This is a genomic window from Cupriavidus sp. L7L (genome assembly GCF_004353535.1).
Lineage (GTDB): Bacteria > Pseudomonadota > Gammaproteobacteria > Burkholderiales > Burkholderiaceae > Cupriavidus > Cupriavidus oxalaticus_A.
Map to the genome: position 1 here is coordinate 1 of NZ_SMNY01000098.1, position 16,115 is coordinate 16,115.

17 protein-coding genes are annotated in these 16,115 nt (G+C 64.8%); all 17 read right to left on the reverse strand.

The genetic code is table 11. The annotated features are described in order from the left end of the window. Window positions 1-735 (reverse strand): FimV family protein (locus E1J61_RS35835; RefSeq protein WP_371705012.1); only part of this gene is annotated, 735 nt, incomplete at its 3' end. Between the two features lie 278 nt (window positions 736-1,013). After that, window positions 1,014-2,150: an aspartate-semialdehyde dehydrogenase gene (gene asd, locus E1J61_RS35840; protein ID WP_133098515.1), complete on the reverse strand. Its 1,137-nt coding sequence runs from the start codon at window positions 2,148-2,150 to the stop codon at window positions 1,014-1,016. A 90-nt stretch (window positions 2,151-2,240) separates the two neighbouring features. After that, a complete protein-coding gene (locus E1J61_RS38730) occupies window positions 2,241-2,372 on the reverse strand; it encodes a hypothetical protein (RefSeq protein ID WP_012353360.1) in 132 nt (43 codons plus the stop codon). 99 nt (window positions 2,373-2,471) lie between these two features. Continuing rightward, a complete protein-coding gene (leuB, locus tag E1J61_RS35845; protein ID WP_133098516.1) occupies window positions 2,472-3,539 on the reverse strand; it encodes a 3-isopropylmalate dehydrogenase in 1,068 nt (355 codons plus the stop codon). A gap of 22 nt (window positions 3,540-3,561) precedes the next feature. Continuing rightward, window positions 3,562-4,212, reverse strand: a complete 651-nt coding sequence (gene leuD / locus E1J61_RS35850) for a 3-isopropylmalate dehydratase small subunit (RefSeq protein WP_133098517.1) — start codon at window positions 4,210-4,212, stop codon at window positions 3,562-3,564. A gap of 10 nt (window positions 4,213-4,222) precedes the next feature. Next, on the reverse strand, window positions 4,223-4,354 hold the full coding sequence (locus tag E1J61_RS35855; RefSeq protein ID WP_116322288.1) for an entericidin A/B family lipoprotein: 132 nt from the start codon (window positions 4,352-4,354) through the stop codon (window positions 4,223-4,225). A 14-nt stretch (window positions 4,355-4,368) separates the two neighbouring features. Next, the gene (gene leuC / locus E1J61_RS35860) at window positions 4,369-5,778 is read right to left on the reverse strand and encodes a 3-isopropylmalate dehydratase large subunit (protein ID WP_133098518.1); all 1,410 of its coding nucleotides are present in this window, start codon (window positions 5,776-5,778) and stop codon (window positions 4,369-4,371) included. 347 nt (window positions 5,779-6,125) lie between these two features. Continuing rightward, complete coding sequence (locus E1J61_RS35865; protein ID WP_133098519.1) at window positions 6,126-6,827, reverse strand: ABC transporter ATP-binding protein; 702 nt, start codon at window positions 6,825-6,827, stop codon at window positions 6,126-6,128. After that, entirely contained in the window at window positions 6,827-7,606 is a 780-nt protein-coding gene (livG, locus tag E1J61_RS35870) for a high-affinity branched-chain amino acid ABC transporter ATP-binding protein LivG (protein ID WP_133098520.1), read from the reverse strand. The genes E1J61_RS35865 and livG overlap by 1 nt, the downstream gene beginning before the upstream one ends. An 8-nt stretch (window positions 7,607-7,614) precedes the next feature. Next, complete coding sequence (locus E1J61_RS35875) at window positions 7,615-8,898, reverse strand: high-affinity branched-chain amino acid ABC transporter permease LivM (protein ID WP_371705014.1); 1,284 nt, start codon at window positions 8,896-8,898, stop codon at window positions 7,615-7,617. Window positions 8,899-8,912: 14 nt separating this feature from the next. Continuing rightward, window positions 8,913-9,839, reverse strand: a complete 927-nt coding sequence (gene livH, locus E1J61_RS35880) for a high-affinity branched-chain amino acid ABC transporter permease LivH (protein WP_133098521.1) — start codon at window positions 9,837-9,839, stop codon at window positions 8,913-8,915. An 85-nt stretch (window positions 9,840-9,924) separates the two neighbouring features. Next, entirely contained in the window at window positions 9,925-11,040 is a 1,116-nt protein-coding gene (locus tag E1J61_RS35885; protein ID WP_133098522.1) for a branched-chain amino acid ABC transporter substrate-binding protein, read from the reverse strand. Window positions 11,041-11,579: 539 nt separating this feature from the next. Next, a complete protein-coding gene (gene gltA / locus E1J61_RS35890) occupies window positions 11,580-12,881 on the reverse strand; it encodes a citrate synthase (protein WP_133098523.1) in 1,302 nt (433 codons plus the stop codon). A 43-nt stretch (window positions 12,882-12,924) separates the two neighbouring features. Beyond that, window positions 12,925-13,212, reverse strand: coding sequence for a succinate dehydrogenase assembly factor 2 (locus tag E1J61_RS35895; RefSeq protein WP_116322295.1), 288 nt, complete (start codon window positions 13,210-13,212; stop codon window positions 12,925-12,927). A gap of 78 nt (window positions 13,213-13,290) precedes the next feature. Beyond that, window positions 13,291-14,001, reverse strand: coding sequence for a succinate dehydrogenase iron-sulfur subunit (locus E1J61_RS35900; RefSeq protein ID WP_133098524.1), 711 nt, complete (start codon window positions 13,999-14,001; stop codon window positions 13,291-13,293). A 7-nt stretch (window positions 14,002-14,008) separates the two neighbouring features. After that, window positions 14,009-15,787 carry a succinate dehydrogenase flavoprotein subunit gene (gene sdhA / locus E1J61_RS35905; RefSeq protein ID WP_133098525.1) on the reverse strand — a complete coding sequence of 593 codons (1,779 nt, stop codon included), beginning with the start codon at window positions 15,785-15,787 and terminating at the stop codon, window positions 14,009-14,011. Window positions 15,788-15,790: 3 nt separating this feature from the next. Beyond that, window positions 15,791-16,115 (reverse strand): succinate dehydrogenase, hydrophobic membrane anchor protein (gene sdhD, locus E1J61_RS35910; protein WP_133098526.1); only part of this gene is annotated, 325 nt, incomplete at its 5' end.

The window sequence follows — 16,115 nt, forward strand, 5'->3', positions numbered from 1 at the left end:
GGCTTCGCCGGCAATCCCGTACAGCGTATCGCCGCGCTTGACGGTATAGCCGCTGCCCGGCGCCGTGTCGGCGCTGGCGGCGGGCGCGGACGGCGCGCGCCTGGCCTGCCGTGCGGGACGCACCGGCGCTGCCGGACGGGCGGATTCTGCGGCGGGCGCGGCCCCCTGTGCGGCTCCCGGTGCGGCCGCCTGCGGCGCCGCCGCAGCCGCGGGCTGTTGCGCGGTGGCGGGCGAAGCGTCGGGCGTTGCCGCCTGCACCACCGTCGAAGGCGAATAGCTCTCGTTGGAAGGCTTGACCCCGGCGGGATCAAGCAGGAATGTGTAGGCGCGCGAAACCTTACCGCTGGCCCAGCTCATGTCGACCAGGATATCGACGAACGGCTCGCTGATCGGCTGCGTCGAACGGACCTTGGCGACATAGCTGCCGTTCGGGCGGCGCTCGATCTCCAGCCGCAGCGTGCTGACCGCGGGCTGGTAGATCAGCCCGGCCGCGGCGTACGCCCCAGGCGACGCCAGCTTGACGTTCAGCGCGGCGGCCTCATCGGGTGTGACCCCGCTGATGTCGATCTCAGCCTGCAGCGGCTGCCCCAGATTCGACTGAACCCGCAATTGCCCGAATCCCGCGGCATATGCGGCCGGCTGCGCAAGCAGCAGACCCAGTGCCGTGACGGCCAGCGTTGACCAGCGCTGACGGGCAGTAGGCGCATCTTTCCGGCGATGTTGGCTCACACTCACCTTATGCTCCGTTATGTTTTAGTAGCGATATACATCGACAAACCGACCCCATAGACAGGTCCGTCAAGCTGGCGGGGCATTCTGATTGCACCCCTTGACCAACAGGCGCCGACCCCTGCGGGCCGGGACGCATGCCGCCGTATTGTGACGCATCGCCCGGGAAAATAGGCGTCCGGATACAACAACGCCGCGCGTGGGCGCGGCGTTGTCGGCAAAGCGGTCTTTTCTGTTGCCTGGCTGCAACGGACGCAACCAGGCACGCAGCTATCAGCCACCCATCAGGATTCGATCAGGATACGCAGCATGCGGCGCAGCGGCTCGGCCGCGCCCCACAGCAGCTGGTCGCCGACCGTGAAGGCCGACAGGTACTCGCCGCCCATCTGCATCTTGCGCAGGCGGCCGACCGGGATCGTCAGCGTGCCGGTCACGGCCGCCGGGGTCAGGTCGGTCATGCTGGCTTCACGCGTGTTCGGCACCACCTTGGCCCACTGGTTGTGGGCCGCCAGCATGCCTTCGATCTCGTCCAGCGGCACGTCGCGGCGCAGCTTGATGGTCAGCGCCTGCGAGTGGCAGCGCATCGCGCCGATGCGGACGCACAGGCCGTCGACGGCGATCGGCGTGGCGCCGGTCGCACCCAGGAAGCCCTCGCCACGGCCCAGGATCTTGTTGGTCTCGGCGCCGCCCTTCCATTCTTCCTTGGACTGGCCGTTGCCCAGGTCCTTGTCGATCCAGGGGATCAGGTTGCCGGCCAGCGGCACGCCGAACTGCTTGGTTTCCTCGGCGGACAGGCCATGCTGGGTCGCCAGGATCTGGCGGTCGATTTCCAGGATGGCCGACGCCGGGTCATCCAGCAGCGGCTTGACCGACGCGTTCAGCGTGCCGAACTGCGTCAGCAGCTCGCGCATGTGCTGGGCGCCGCCGCCTGAAGCGGCCTGGTAGGTCATCGAGGTCATCCATTCGACCATGTCGGCCTGGAACAGGCCGCCCAGGCCAATCAGCATGCAGCTGACCGTGCAGTTGCCGCCGATGAAATTCTTGACGCCCTTGGAAAGCGCGTCCTTGATCACACCCTGGTTGACCGGATCCAGCACGATGATGGCATCGTCCTTCATGCGCAGCGACGAGGCCGCGTCGATCCAGTAGCCCTTCCAGCCAGCCGCGCGCAGCTTGGGGAAGACCTCGTTGGTGTAGTCGCCGCCCTGGGCGGTCAGCACCACGTCGCACTTCTTCAGTGCCTCGATGTCGTTGGCATCCTTGAGCGTGGTTTCGTTCTTGGCCATGGCGGGCGCCTTGCCGCCGGCGTTGGACGTGCTGAAGAAGACGGGCTCGATGTGGTCGAAATCACGCTCTTCCTGCATGCGCTGCATCAGGACGCTGCCGACCATACCCCGCCAACCGACGAGACCTACAATCATGATTTACCTCGGATGTGATTTTTACTTCCCCGCCATTTTCCTCGCCCGGCGTGGCTGCGCGGGGAAGACGGGCAGGCACGACGAACGGATCTAGGCGATCGCGGTTTTAATAATGGTTTTAATCGTCGTTGCGGTCTGGCCGAGCGAAATCGTGCCGACCGGGCCGCGGGTGGCGGTCAGGGCGACAACAGCAGTCAGGGTGGACTGGGAAAATCGGGCCATTCGCAGAGTCTACACGATTTTGCGGCGCCGCCGCAGCGTGCAAATTAGGGACAAATAAAACAAAGGGCACCGCGCCTGCGGTGCCCTTTTGCGTGTGACTTACAGCGCGGCCAGAACGGCCTCTCCCATCTCGCGGGTGCCGACCTGCTTGCAGCCCGGCGTCAGGATGTCGCCGGTGCGATAGCCCTGAGCCAGCACCTTCTTGACGGCGTTCTCGATGCGGTCGGCCTGCTCGGCGCGGTTCAGCGAGTACCGCAGCATCATCGCCGCCGACAGGATGGTGGCCAGCGGATTGGCCACGCCCTTGCCGGCGATGTCCGGCGCCGAGCCGTGCGAAGGCTCGTACAGGCCTTTGTTGTTCGCATCCAGCGACGCCGACGGCAGCATGCCGATCGAGCCGGTCAGCATGGCGGCCTCGTCCGACAGGATGTCGCCGAACATGTTGCCGGTGACGATCACGTCGAAGCTCTTGGGCGCCTTGACCAGCTGCATGGCCGCGTTGTCGACATACATGTGCGACAGCTCGACTTCCGGATATTCCTTGCTGACATCGATCACGATGTCCTTCCAGAACTGGAAGGTCTCGAGCACGTTGGCCTTGTCGACGCTGCACAGCTTCTTGCCGCGCTTGGCCGCGGCCTGGAACGCCACATGCGCGATGCGGCGGATTTCCGGCTCGCTGTAGCGCATGGTGTCGAAGGCTTCGCGCGCGCCCTTGAACAGGCCGTCCGGCGCTTCGCGCAGGCCGCGCGGCTGGCCGAAGTAGATGTCGCCGTTCAGCTCACGGACGATCAGGATGTCCAGGCCGGCCACCAGCTCGGGCTTCAGGCTCGAGGCGCCGGTCAGCTCCGGATAGCAGATCGCCGGACGGAAGTTGGCGAACAGCTGCAGGTGCTTGCGCAGGCCCAGGATGGCCTGCTCGGGGCGCAGCGGGCGCTCCAGGCTGTCGTACTTCCAGTCGCCGACGGCGCCGAACAGGATGGCGTCGGCTTCCTTGGCCAGCTTCAGCGTGTTCTCCGGCAGCGGATGGCCTTCGGCCTCGTAGCCGGCGCCGCCCACGGGCGCGGTTTCGAGTTCGAACTTCTCGTCGAGCGCGTTCAGGACCTTGACGGCCTCTGCAACGATTTCGGGACCGATGCCGTCACCCGGCAGGACTGCGATCTTCATTGTTGTCTTCCTCGGTTGAGTCTTATCCGACCAGGCGGTTGTTCAGCCACGGCATCTTCGCCACGCGCTCGGCCTCGTAGGCCTTGATCTTGTCGGCATGGCGCAGGGTCAGGCCGATATCGTCGAAGCCATTCAGCATGCAGTACTTGCGGAACGGGGCGATGTCGAATTCATAGCCCTGGCCCGACGGTGTGATCACGGCCTGCTTGTCCAGGTCGATGGTCAGCTGGTAGCCGTTGAACGCGTTGGTCTCGTTGAACAGGTGGTCGACCTGCTGCTCGCTCAACACCACCGGCAGCAAGCCGTTCTTGTAGCAGTTGTTGAAGAAGATATCGGCAAAGCTGGGCGCGATCACGGCGCGGAAGCCGTATTGCGTCAGCGCCCACGGCGCGTGCTCGCGCGAACTGCCGCAGCCGAAGTTGCGGCGCGCCAGCAGGATCGATGCGCCCTGGTAGCGCTGCTGGTTCAGCACGAAATCCGGGTTCAGCGGACGCTTGCTGTTGTCCATGCCGGGCTCGCCGACATCCTTGTAGCGCCACTCGTCGAACAGGTTGGGGCCAAAGCCGGTGCGCTTGATCGACTTCAGGAACTGCTTCGGGATGATGGCGTCGGTGTCGACGTTCTCGCGGTCGAGCGGAGCCACGAGGCCGCTGTGTACAGTGAACTTGTCCATGTCTCTTTCCTTACTTCTTGGCCGCGCGCTCGAGCGAGCTGCCGGCGGCCTGCGTGTCCTTGCCCAGGCCGGCCATGGTGTTGCAGCCAGCCAGCTGCAGCATGCCCAGGCATGCCAGCCATGCGATCAGGGTCCTTTTCATCTGCCGCGCTCCGCTCAGCCCAGCTTGCGGATGTCGACGAAATGGCCTTCGATGGCGGCAGCCGCTGCCATCGCCGGGCTCACCAGGTGGGTACGGCCACCGGCGCCCTGACGGCCTTCGAAGTTGCGGTTCGAGGTCGACGCGCAGCGCTCGCCCGGATCGAGGCGGTCGGCGTTCATGGCCAGGCACATCGAGCAGCCCGGCTCGCGCCATTCAAAGCCGGCGGCCTTGAAGATCTTGTCCAGGCCTTCGCGCTCGGCCTGTTCCTTGACCAGGCCCGAACCCGGCACCACCAGCGCCAGCTTGACGTTGGATGCGATCTTGCGGCCCAGCTTCTGCACCACCCACGCGGCGGCGCGCATGTCTTCGATACGGCTGTTGGTGCACGAGCCGATGAAGACCTTGTCGATACTGATGCTCTCCACCGGCACGTTGGGCTGCAGGCCCATGTATTCCAGCGCGCGCTCCATGGCGTTGCGCTTGGTCGAGTCCTTTTCCTTCTCGGGATCCGGCACGCGGTCTTCGATGCTGATGACCATTTCCGGCGAGGTGCCCCAGGTCACCTGCGGGCGGATCTCTTCGGCACGCAGCTCGACCACCTGGTCGAATTTGGCGCCCGCATCCGAATGCAGCGTGCGCCAGTAGGCCACGGCCTGCTCCCACTCCACACCCTGCGGCGCGTACGGGCGGCCCTTGACGTATTCCAGCGTGACGTCGTCCACCGCCACCAGGCCGGCGCGCGCGCCCGCTTCGATGGCCATGTTGCAGACCGTCATGCGGCCTTCCATGGTCAGGTCGCGGATGGCCGAGCCGGCAAACTCGATGGTGTAGCCGGTGCCGCCGGCGGTACCGATCTTGCCGATGATGGCGAGCACGATGTCCTTGGCGGTGCAGCCGCGCGGCAGCTTGCCTTCCACCCTGACCAGCATGTTCTTTGCCTTCTTGCCCAGCAGCGTCTGCGTGGCCAGCACGTGCTCGACTTCAGAGGTGCCGATGCCGTGCGCCAGCGCGCCGAAGGCGCCGTGCGTGCTGGTATGCGAGTCGCCGCACACCACCGTCATGCCCGGCAGCGTCGCGCCCTGCTCCGGCCCGATCACGTGCACGATGCCCTGGCGGTGGTCGGTCATCTTGAACTGGGTGATGCCGAAGCTGTCGCAGTTGGCATCCAGCGTATCGACCTGCAGCTTCGACACCGGGTCAGCGATCCCCTGGCTGCGGTCGGTGGTCGGCACGTTATGGTCCGAGACGGCCAGGTTCGCGCTGATGCGCCATACCGGACGCTCCGCCATCTTCAGGCCTTCGAACGCCTGCGGGCTGGTCACTTCATGCAGCAGGTGGCGGTCGATGTAGAGCAGCGTGGTGCCGTCTTCCTCGACGTGGACGGTGTGGTCATCCCAGAGTTTGTCGTAGAGCGTCTTGGCCATGATGCGATGGCGGGCCGAATGACCGCTCCCTTGCAGGAGAGGCCGCGGTGACCGCGCAGTAGTTTGCAGGGGTTTTTGTTCGCTTCGGTCGCGGTTGCGAACACGGGCGTCGATAGCGTGATTGCGATGATCGCGCCGGAAGCCGCCTGAAGCGAGCGTTATTTCAAGCGTTGCTGCAATGCTTGACTTGGCAATCGATTATGCCACAGGGGATATGGGGATCAGCGCCCTGCCCGGCCGGGACGGTGCCTGGAATGTAATGTGATTGGCGAAAGGGGGCTTTCGCCGATCACGAAAACGAATCGGTAAAGAGCCGTCGCCCCGTTGCAGGGCGACGGCCGCCGGCATCAGCCGCCCAGGTAGGCAGCCTTGATCCGGTCATTGGCCAGCAGGTTAGCACCGGTATCGGCCAGCACCACCTTGCCGGTCTCCAGCACATAGCCCCGATCCGCGACCTGCAGCGCCTTGTTGGCGTTCTGCTCGACCAGGAACACGGTGACGCCCTCGTCACGAATGGTCCGGATGATGTCGAAGATCTGCGCGATGATCAGCGGCGCGAGGCCGAGCGTGGGCTCGTCCAGCAGCAGCAGCCGGGGCCGGCTCATCAGCGCGCGGCCGATCGCCAGCATCTGCTGCTCGCCGCCCGACATGGTGCCGGCACGCTGGCTGGCGCGCTGGTTCAGCCGCGGGAACAGCTTGAACACGTGCTCGATGCCGGCCTCGATCTCGTCGCGCCTGGCAAAGAAGCCGCCCATCTTCAGGTTTTCCAGCACGGTCAGGCTCGGGAACACGCGCCGGCCCTCGGGCGAGATCGCGAGCCCCAACCGCATGATCTCGTGCGTCGAGCGGTTGGTGATGTCCTCGCCCTCGAACAGCACGCGCCCTCTGGACGCACGCGGCGTGCCGCACACGGTCATCATCAGCGTCGTCTTGCCGGCACCGTTGCTGCCGATCAGGGTGACGATCTCCCCCTTGTTGACTTCGATCGATACGCCCGACAGCGCCTCGACGGCGCCGTAGTGGGTATGGACCTGTTCCAGCTTCAGCATCAGTCCTCTCCCAGGTAGGCCTTGATCACGCGCGGGTCATTGCGCACTTCGTCGGGCTTGCCGATCACGATAGGCTTGCCGTGCTCCATCACCAGGATGCGGTCGGACACGCCCATCACCAGGCTCATGTCGTGCTCGATCAGCAGCACGGCAATGCCGAATTCGCGGCGCAGTTGGTCGATCAGCTGCTGCAGCTCGACCTTCTCCTGCGGGTTCAGGCCGGCGGCGGGCTCGTCCAGCATCAGCAGGCGCGGCTTGGTGATCATGCAGCGTGCGATCTCCAGCCGGCGCTGGTGGCCGTACGACAGCGTGCCGGCCTCGCGGTTGGCCACCTTGGTCAGGCCCATCCGCTCCAGCCAGACCGCGGCGCGTTCCAGCGCCTCGCGCTCGGCACGGCGATAGGCCGGGGTGGCAAACAGGCCGCGCAGGATGCCGGACTGCACCTGCAGGTGTTGCGCCACCAGCAGGTTTTCCACCACCGTCAGCGACTTGAACAGGCGGATGTTCTGGAAGGTCCGCACCAGGCCCTGGCGCGCCACCTTGTGGCTGGGCAGGCCGGCGATGTCGTGGCCATCCAGCGTGACCTCGCCCGCGGTCGGCTTGTAGAAGCCGCCGACGCAGTTGAACACCGTGGTCTTGCCGGCGCCGTTGGGGCCGATGATGGCGAAGACCTCATCCTTGCGGACATCGAAATCGATGCCGTCCACGGCGAGCAGGCCGCCGAAGCGCATCTGCAGGCCGGATACTTTCAACAATTCGGCTTGTTGCAAACTAGTCATCGGCGCGTTCATCGGGGAAGCTCCACGTGCGGACGGCTCGCGGGCAGCAGGCCCTGCGGACGCCACATCATCATCAGCACCATCACCAGGCCGAAGATCAGCATGCGATATTCGGCAAAGCCGCGCGCCACTTCAGGCAGCACCGTCAACAGGATCGCCGCCAGGATCACGCCCAGCTGCGAACCCATGCCGCCCAGCACCACCACGGCAAGGATCAGCGCCGACTCGATGAAGGTGAACGATTCCGGATTGACCAGCCCCTGGCGCGCCGCGAAGAACGCGCCGCCGATGCCGGCGAACGATGCGCCCAGCGTGAACGCCGACAGCTTGATGCGGGTCGGGTTCAGGCCCAGCGAGCGGCACGCGATCTCGTCGTCGCGCAGCGCTTCCCAGGCACGGCCCATCGGCATGCGGATCAGGCGGCTGGTGACGAACAGCGTGAAGCCCACCAGCAGCAGCGCCAGCAGGTACAGGAAGATCACCATGTGCTGGCCGCTGTAGTCCAGGCCGATCAGGTCATGGAAGGTCTTCGTGCCCTCCACGCTGGCGCTGCGCGCCATTTCGATGCCGAACACGGACGGCTTGGGAATGCCCGAGACACCATCCGGGCCGCCGGTCAGGCTGGTCAGGTTGTTGGCCAGCAGGCGGATGATCTCGCCGAAGCCCAGCGTCACGATGGCGAGGTAGTCGCCGCGCAGCCGCAGCACCGGGAAGCCGAGCAGGAAGCCGAAGGTTGCCGACATCGCCGCGGCGATCGGCAGGCATTCCCAGAAGCCCAGCCCGAAGTGCTGGTTCAGCAGCGCATAGGTATAGCCGCCGATCGCATAGAAGCCGACGTAGCCCAGGTCGAGCAGGCCGGCATAGCCCACCACGATATTCAGGCCCAGCCCCAGGATCACGTAGATCAGCGCCAGCGTGGCCACGTCGACCGCGCCGCGCGAGCCGAAGAACGGCCACACCAGCCCGACCGCCAGCAGCACCCATATCGCCACGCGCTGCTGGCGCGCGCCGAGCTGCGGCACCGACGGCAGGCGCACGGCACTGCCGGCACGCGACAGCAACGGCTTGAACAGCTGGAACAGGAACACTGCCGCCACGGCAATCCATACCGGACGCCAGCGCGGCTCGAGCACCACCTTGTAGCCTTCCAGCCTGAGCTGCAGGCCCAGGATGGGAATGGTCAGGATTGCCGTCATCACGGCCGCCGTGATCGCGTTCTTGAGCGACTGGCCCGGCGTGGCGCCGCCGCGCGCTACCTGCCCGGCGGACATTGCGAAAGTTTGGTTAGTCATTGTCTCGCCCTCCCTCACACCTTCTCGACATCAGGCTTGCCCAGCAGCCCGGTCGGACGGAACAGCAGCACCAGCACCAGCAGGCTGAATGCGACCACGTCCTTGTATTCCGCCGGCATGTAGCCCGAGGCGAAGGTTTCCGCCAGGCCCAGCAGCACGCCGCCGAGCATCGCGCCCGGGATGCTGCCGATGCCGCCCAGCACCGCCGCGGTAAAGGCCTTGATGCCGGCGATAAAGCCGATAAAGGGATTGAGCTTGCCGATGCTCAGCCCGATCAGCACGCCGCCGACGGCGGCCAGCATCGCGCCCAGCACGAAGGTGAACGAGATTACCTTGTTGGTGTCGATGCCGAGCAGATTGGCCATGCGCATGTCTTCGGCGCAGGCGCGGCAGGCACGGCCCATGCGCGAGCGGCCGATGAACAGCGTCAGCGCGATCATCATCACCAGCGTTACGCCGACGATCAGCAGGCGCGAATACGGCACGGTCACGGTGAAATCGCCGCCCATCTGGAACTCGATGGCGCCCGAGATCAGCACCGGCACGGACACGTCGCGCGCGCCCTGCCCGATCTGGACATAGTTCTGCAGGAAGATCGACATGCCGATGGCGGAGATCAGCGGCACCAGCCGCGGACCGCCGCGCAGGGGCCGGTATGCCACTCGCTCGACCGCAAAGCCGTAGACGCCGGTGACCAGCACCGAGACCAGCAGGGCGGCGCCCAGCACCAGCGGCAGGGGGTAGCCTGCCTGGGCGCCGATCGCGGTGAGCGTGACCAGGCCGACATAGGCACCGATCATGTAAATCTCGCCGTGCGCGAAATTGATCATGCCGATGATGCCGTAGACCATTGTGTAGCCGATGGCGATCAGCGCATAGATCGCACCCAGCGTCAGGCCGTTGACCAGCTGCTGGGTGAACTGTGGAAGGAATTCATTCATAGGGGAAGCCTCAGGAACTTGAAGCCCGATACCAGAACGCCCCGCCCGGAGGCCGGGCGGGGCGTGTGCGGGAAGGAGCGCCTGCTTAGTTTGCGGCGGTCTTGCTGGCGTCCTTGTGCCAGGTGTAGACCACGAACTTGAAGGACTTCAGGTCGCCCTTGTCGTCGTACTCGACCTTGCCGATCGGGGTGGTGAAGGCGTTCTTGTGCATGTACGCCGCGACCTTGGCCGGATCGGTGCTCTTGGCGCCGGCGATGGCGTCGCCGATGATCTTGACGGCGGCGTAGGACGGCATCTGGAACGGACCGTTGGCGTCACGCTTCTTGTCGGCGAATGCCTTCACCAGGCCCGCGTTGGCCGGGTCGGCCGAGAAGTCGGCCGGCAGCGTCACCAGCATGCCTTCCGACGACGGGCCGGCGATCGCGGTCACGTCCTTGTTGCCCACGCCCTCGGGGCCCATGAAGGTGGCCTTCACGCCCTGCTCGCGCGCCTGGCGCAGCAGCAGGCCCATTTCCGGGTGGTAGCCGCCGAAGTAGACGAAGTCCACGCCCTGCGACTTCAGCTTGGTGATGACGGCGGAGTAGTCCGAATCGCCGGCGTTGATGCCCTCGAACACGGCGACCGGGATCTTGGCCGCTTCCAGGTCCTTCTTCACCGAGCTGGCGATGCCCTGGCCATACGACTGCTTGTCGTGCAGCACGGCGACCTTCTTCGGCTTGACCTTGCCGATGATGTACTGGGCGGCGGCCGGGCCCTGCTGGTCGTCGCGGCCGATGGTGCGGAAGATGAACTTGCGCTTCCTGGTCTCGGTCAGCTGCGGCGCGGTGGCCGACGGCGTGACCATCACGATGCCTTCGTTCTCGTAGATGTCCGAGGCCGGGATGGTCGAGCCCGAGCACACGTGGCCGATCACGTACTTGATGTTCTGGCTGACGACCTTGTTGGCCACCGCGACGGCCTGCTTCGGTTCGCAGGCGTCGTCCATCATCACCACTTCCAACTTGTTGCCGCCGGCGCCGCCGGCTGCGTTGATCTGTTCGACGGCGGTCAGCGCACCGGCCTTGACCATGTCGCCGTACTGCGCCACCGAGCCGCTCATCGGGCCGGCAATGGCGATCTTCACGGTTTCGGCATTGGCGGCGGCGCCAAAGGTGGCCAGCATGGCAGCCAGCGAAATGGTGGTAAGACGGGACAGCGTCATCAGGAGCTCCTCGATTTATGTTTGGGTCATCCGGGCAGAAGCGGAATGACCTGCGCAATCGAACAACACCCGCGGACTACAGAGATCGGAACGGCAGAAAAGCGGCCCGAGACGCGGAAGACGGGCCTGCGGAAAAGCTCAAGAGATGCGGGGCCCGGCGTGTGTCAGTCCCGCTGTGGTGTGGGACCAAGGTTCGGAAAGACAACGTTTGATGCGTTCTCTATTGCGCAAGCGATTCGCCTGCCCCGCTTGCCGCACCGCATGCCGGAGGGATGGCCCGGCTGCCGTCGGCAAAGCAGCCCGCATTATAGGGTCAAATTTCCTGCGCTACGCGACAATCGCACAATAAATGCGGAACCACATTGGGAAAACGCGACACAATTTTCCACGAATTGCGCTCCGGACCATTCGAGGTGCGATTTCCTGCCCTTTCCCGCGCTGCACCGCACAACGCGAGCCGCCCCAGAAAAGACAAACGCCCCGGCGGGCCGGGGCGTTTGCAATTGCTGCACTGCGCAGCGAATCGGATGAGCTTGCGCTCAGCGCTTGGACACGTCCGGCACGTCGCGGGTGGCGGCGCCGACAAACAGCTGGCGCGGACGGCCGATCTTGTATTCCGGATCGGTGATCATCTCTTCCCACTGCGAGATCCAGCCCGGGGTGCGGGCCAGCGCGAAGATGCAGGTGAACAGCGAGGTCGGGATGCCCAGCGCGCGCTGGACGATGCCCGAGTAGAAGTCGACGTTCGGGTACAGCTTGCGGCTGACGAAGTACTCGTCTTCCAGCGCGATCTTTTCCAGCTCCATGGCCAGCTTGAACAGCGGGTCGTTGTGCAGGCCCAGCTCGTTCAGCACCTCATGGCAGGTTTCGCGCATCAGCTTGGCGCGCGGATCGTAGTTCTTGTACACGCGGTGGCCAAAGCCCATCAGGCGCACGCCCGAGTTCTTGTCCTTGACCTGCTTGATGAACTCGGGGATGTTGTCGACGCTGCCGATCTCTTCCAGCATCTTCAGCGCGGCTTCGTTGGCGCCGCCGTGGGCCGGGCCCCACAGGCAGGCCACGCCCGCGGCGATGGCTGCAAACGGGTTGGTGCCCGACGAGCCGGCCAGGCGCACGGTCGAGGTCGACGCGTTCTGCTCGTGGTCGGCGTGCAGGATGAAGATGCGGTCCAGCGCGCGCTCCAGCACCGGGTTCACGGTGTACGGGGCGCACGGCGTGGCGAACAGCATGCGCAGGAAGTTGCCCGAGTAGGACAGGTCGTTCTGCGGATAGATGTACGGCTGGCCGATGTTGTACTTGTACGCCATGGCGACCATGGTCGGCATCTTGGCGATCAGGCGGATGGCCGAGATCTCGCGCTGGTGCGGATCATCGATGTCCATCGCGTCGTGGTAGAACGCGCTCATGGCACCCACCAGGCCGGTCAGGACTGCCATCGGGTGGGCATCGCGGCGGAAACCGCGCATGAAGAACTGCAGCTGCTCGTGGACCATCGTGTGGTTCATCACGTGGCCGACGAATTCTTCCTTCTGCTTGGCGTTGGGCAGTTCACCCTTGAGCAGCAGGTAGCTGGTCTCGAGGTGGTCGCACTTCTGCGCCAGCTGCTCGATCGGGTAGCCGCGATACAGCAGCTCGCCCTTGTCACCGTCGATATAGGTGATCTTGGAATTACACGAAGCCGTCGACATGAAACCGGGGTCGTAGGTGAACTTACCGGTTTGTCCGTACAGCTTGCGAATGTCGATCACGTCCGGGCCAACGGTGCCCGTATAAATCGGCAGCTCAACGCTGGGGGAACCATCGGAGAACGATAGCGTGGCTTTCACATCGGACGGCGTCATGTCGGATCCTTCAAATGCTGTGAATAATAATGTTGACCAAAACTCAGACCGAACGCAGCAGGTTCACTACGCGCTGCATCGGGGGCGTGTCGAGCTCACCGTCCAGTTCCTTGCGGGCAAGGAGCAGGTCCATCAACTCGTTGTCGCTGAGCTCGAACAGCTGGCTCAGCGCAGCCACATCCTCGTCGGACAGGCTCTCCTCGTAACGGTTGAAAAAACGTTCGACGATGATGTCGTTCTCCAGGAGGCCGCGGCGGGCGCGCCAGCGCAACCGTGCGCGCTTGTGCGGATCGGCCTGATGGGAGAAGGTGGTGGCAGGACTCTCGGTCATGGCTTCCTACTTTCGGTGCGCCCGCCAGATATAGCCGCTCTGGCTGACGCACCGCTTACTACTTAGACAGCCGCAGGATCACACCGCGCGGCGAACCATCAGTTCCTTGATCTTGCCGATGGCCTTGGTCGGGTTCAGACCCTTCGGGCACACGTCGACGCAGTTCATGATGCTGTGGCAGCGGAACAGGCGGTACGGGTCGTTCAGGTTGTCCAGGCGCTCATTGGTGGCCTGGTCGCGGCTGTCCGCGATGAAGCGGTAAGCCTGCAGCAGGCCGGCCGGGCCGACGAACTTGTCCGGGTTCCACCAGAACGACGGGCACGACGTCGAGCAGCTGGCGCACAGGATGCACTCGTACAGGCCATCCAGCTCGTCGCGCTCTTCCGGCGACTGCAGGCGCTCTTTCTCGGGCGGCGGCTCGTCGTTGATCAGGAACGGCTTGATCGAGTTGTACTGCTTGAAGAACTGCGTCATGTCGACGATCAGGTCGCGCACCACCGGCAGCCCGGGCAGCGGACGCAGCACGATGCGGTCCGGCAGCTCGCGCATGTTGGTCAGGCAGGCCAGGCCGTTCTTGCCGTTGATGTTCATCGCGTCCGAGCCGCACACGCCTTCGCGGCACGAACGGCGGAACGAGATGGTCTCGTCCAGCTTCTTGAGCTTGACCAGCGCGTCCAGCAGCATGCGCTCGTGGCCGTCGAGCTCGACCTCGTAGGTCTGCATGCGCGGCGCCGCATCCTTGTCCGGATCGTAGCGGTAGACTTCGAAAATACGCTTCTTCTCTACGATGCGGTGCTCAGAAGGTACGGGCCTTCGGCGGCACGCTTTCCACCGTCAGCGGTTCCATCTTCACCGGCTTGTAGTCGAGGCGGTTGCCTTCGCTGTAGAACAGCGTGTGCTTGAGCCAGTTCTGATCGTCGCGGTTCGGGAAGTCGCTGTGCGCGTGGGCGCCGCGCGATTCCTTGCGGGCGGCCGCCGAGATCATGGTGGCCTTGGCCACTTCCACCAGGTTGGCCACTTCCAGGGCTTCCACCAGCGCGGTGTTGAAGACCTTGGACTTGTCCTTCAGGTGGATGTTGTCGGCGCGCTCGGCCACGTCCAGGATGCGGTCGACACCTTCGTCCATCAGCTTCTGCGTGCGGAACACGCCGGCATGCGACTGCATGTTCTTGCGGATGTCGTTGGCGACGTCCTGCGTGTATTCACCCGACGACGTGGCCTGCAGCTTGGCCAGGCGCGACATCGCGAGGTCAGCGGCGTCGGCCGGCAGCGGCTTGTGTTCCTTCTGCTTCAGGTTCTGCGCGATGATGTGGTTGCCGGCGGCACGGCCGAACACCACCAGGTCGAGCAGCGAGTTGGTGCCCAGGCGGTTGGCGCCGTGCACCGACACGCACGAGCATTCGCCGATCGCGTAGAAACCATTCAGCACTTCGTTCGGGTTGCCGTTCTTCGGCACCACGACCTGGCCGTGGTAGTTCGTCGGAATGCCGCCCATCTGGTAGTGGATGGTCGGGACCACCGGGATCGGTTCCTTGATCGCGTCGACGTTGGCGAACTTCATGCCGATTTCGCGGATCGACGGCAGGCGCTTCATGATGGTCTCGGCGCCGACGTGGGTCAGGTCGAGCAGCACGTAGTCGCCGTTCGGGCCACAGCCGCGGCCTTCCTTGATTTCCTGGTCCATCGAGCGCGAGACGAAGTCGCGCGGCGCCAGGTCCTTCAGCGTCGGCGCATAGCGTTCCATGAAACGCTCGCCATCCTTGTTGCGCAGGATCCCGCCTTCGCCACGCACGCCTTCGGTGATCAGCACGCCCGCGCCGGCCACGCCGGTCGGGTGGAACTGCCAGAACTCCATGTCTTCCAGCGGCACGCCCGCGCGTGCGGCCATGCCCAGGCCGTCACCGGTGTTGATGAAGGCGTTGGTCGACGCAGCGTAGATACGGCCGGCACCGCCGGTCGCGAACAGCGTGGTCTTGGCTTCGAGGATGTAGACCTCGCCGGTTTCCATTTCCAGCGCGGTCACGCCCAGCACGTCGCCGTCCTGGTCGCGGATCAGGTCCAGCGCCATCCACTCGACGAAGAAGTGGGTCTTGGCGCGCACGTTGCGCTGGTACAGCGTATGCAGCAGCGCGTGGCCGGTACGGTCCGCCGCGGCGCAGGCGCGCTGCACCGGCTTCTCGCCGTAGTTGGCGGTATGGCCGCCGAACGGGCGCTGGTAGATGGTGCCATCCGGGTTGCGGTCGAACGGCATGCCGAAGTGCTCGAGTTCGTACACGACCTTCGGCGCTTCCCGGCACATGAACTCGATCGCGTCCTGGTCGCCCAGCCAGTCCGAGCCCTTGATGGTGTCGTAGAAGTGATAGTGCCAGTTGTCTTCGCTCATGTTGCCCAGCGAAGCACCGATGCCGCCCTGCGCCGCCACGGTGTGCGAGCGGGTCGGGAACACCTTGGACAGCACGGCCACGTTCAGGCCGGCTTCCGCGAGCTGGAGGGATGCGCGCATCCCGGCGCCGCCAGCACCGACGATGACCACGTCAAAGCGGCGACGCGGCAATCCAGTCTTGACTGCGACCATTTATTACACCCTCCAGAGAATCTGAGCAGCGTAGCCCGCGCAACCGACGAGCCACAGAATCGTAAGAACTTGCAGCACCAGGCGCACCGCCATCGGCTTGACATAGTCCATCCAGATGTCGCGCACGCCGATCCAGGCGTGATACAGCAGCGACAGGATGGTCAGGAACGTGATGATCTTCATCCACTGGTTGGCGAAGAGCCCTGCCCACGCTTCGTACGAAGCGCCGTTCGACAGCAGGAAGGCAATGGCCAGCACCACGGTGAACACCACCATGATCACGGCCGTGACGCGTTGCGCGAGCCAGTCTTTCAGGCCGTAATGGGCG

Coding starts and splice junctions, on each gene's coding strand:
- asd (WP_133098515.1), bottom strand. CDS start 2,150: ATGATTGTAGGTCTCGTCGGTTGGCGGGGTATGGTCGGCAGCGTCCTG.
- E1J61_RS38730 (WP_012353360.1), bottom strand. CDS start 2,372: ATGGCCCGATTTTCCCAGTCCACCCTGACTGCTGTTGTCGCCCTGACC.
- leuB (WP_133098516.1), bottom strand. CDS start 3,539: ATGAAGATCGCAGTCCTGCCGGGTGACGGCATCGGTCCCGAAATCGTT.
- leuD (WP_133098517.1), bottom strand. CDS start 4,212: ATGGACAAGTTCACTGTACACAGCGGCCTCGTGGCTCCGCTCGACCGC.
- E1J61_RS35855 (WP_116322288.1), bottom strand. CDS start 4,354: ATGAAAAGGACCCTGATCGCATGGCTGGCATGCCTGGGCATGCTGCAG.
- leuC (WP_133098518.1), bottom strand. CDS start 5,778: ATGGCCAAGACGCTCTACGACAAACTCTGGGATGACCACACCGTCCAC.
- E1J61_RS35865 (WP_133098519.1), bottom strand. CDS start 6,827: ATGCTGAAGCTGGAACAGGTCCATACCCACTACGGCGCCGTCGAGGCG.
- livG (WP_133098520.1), bottom strand. CDS start 7,606: ATGACTAGTTTGCAACAAGCCGAATTGTTGAAAGTATCCGGCCTGCAG.
- E1J61_RS35875 (WP_371705014.1), bottom strand. CDS start 8,898: ATGACTAACCAAACTTTCGCAATGTCCGCCGGGCAGGTAGCGCGCGGC.
- livH (WP_133098521.1), bottom strand. CDS start 9,839: ATGAATGAATTCCTTCCACAGTTCACCCAGCAGCTGGTCAACGGCCTG.
- E1J61_RS35885 (WP_133098522.1), bottom strand. CDS start 11,040: ATGACGCTGTCCCGTCTTACCACCATTTCGCTGGCTGCCATGCTGGCC.
- gltA (WP_133098523.1), bottom strand. CDS start 12,881: ATGACGCCGTCCGATGTGAAAGCCACGCTATCGTTCTCCGATGGTTCC.
- E1J61_RS35895 (WP_116322295.1), bottom strand. CDS start 13,212: ATGACCGAGAGTCCTGCCACCACCTTCTCCCATCAGGCCGATCCGCAC.
- sdhA (WP_133098525.1), bottom strand. CDS start 15,787: ATGGTCGCAGTCAAGACTGGATTGCCGCGTCGCCGCTTTGACGTGGTC.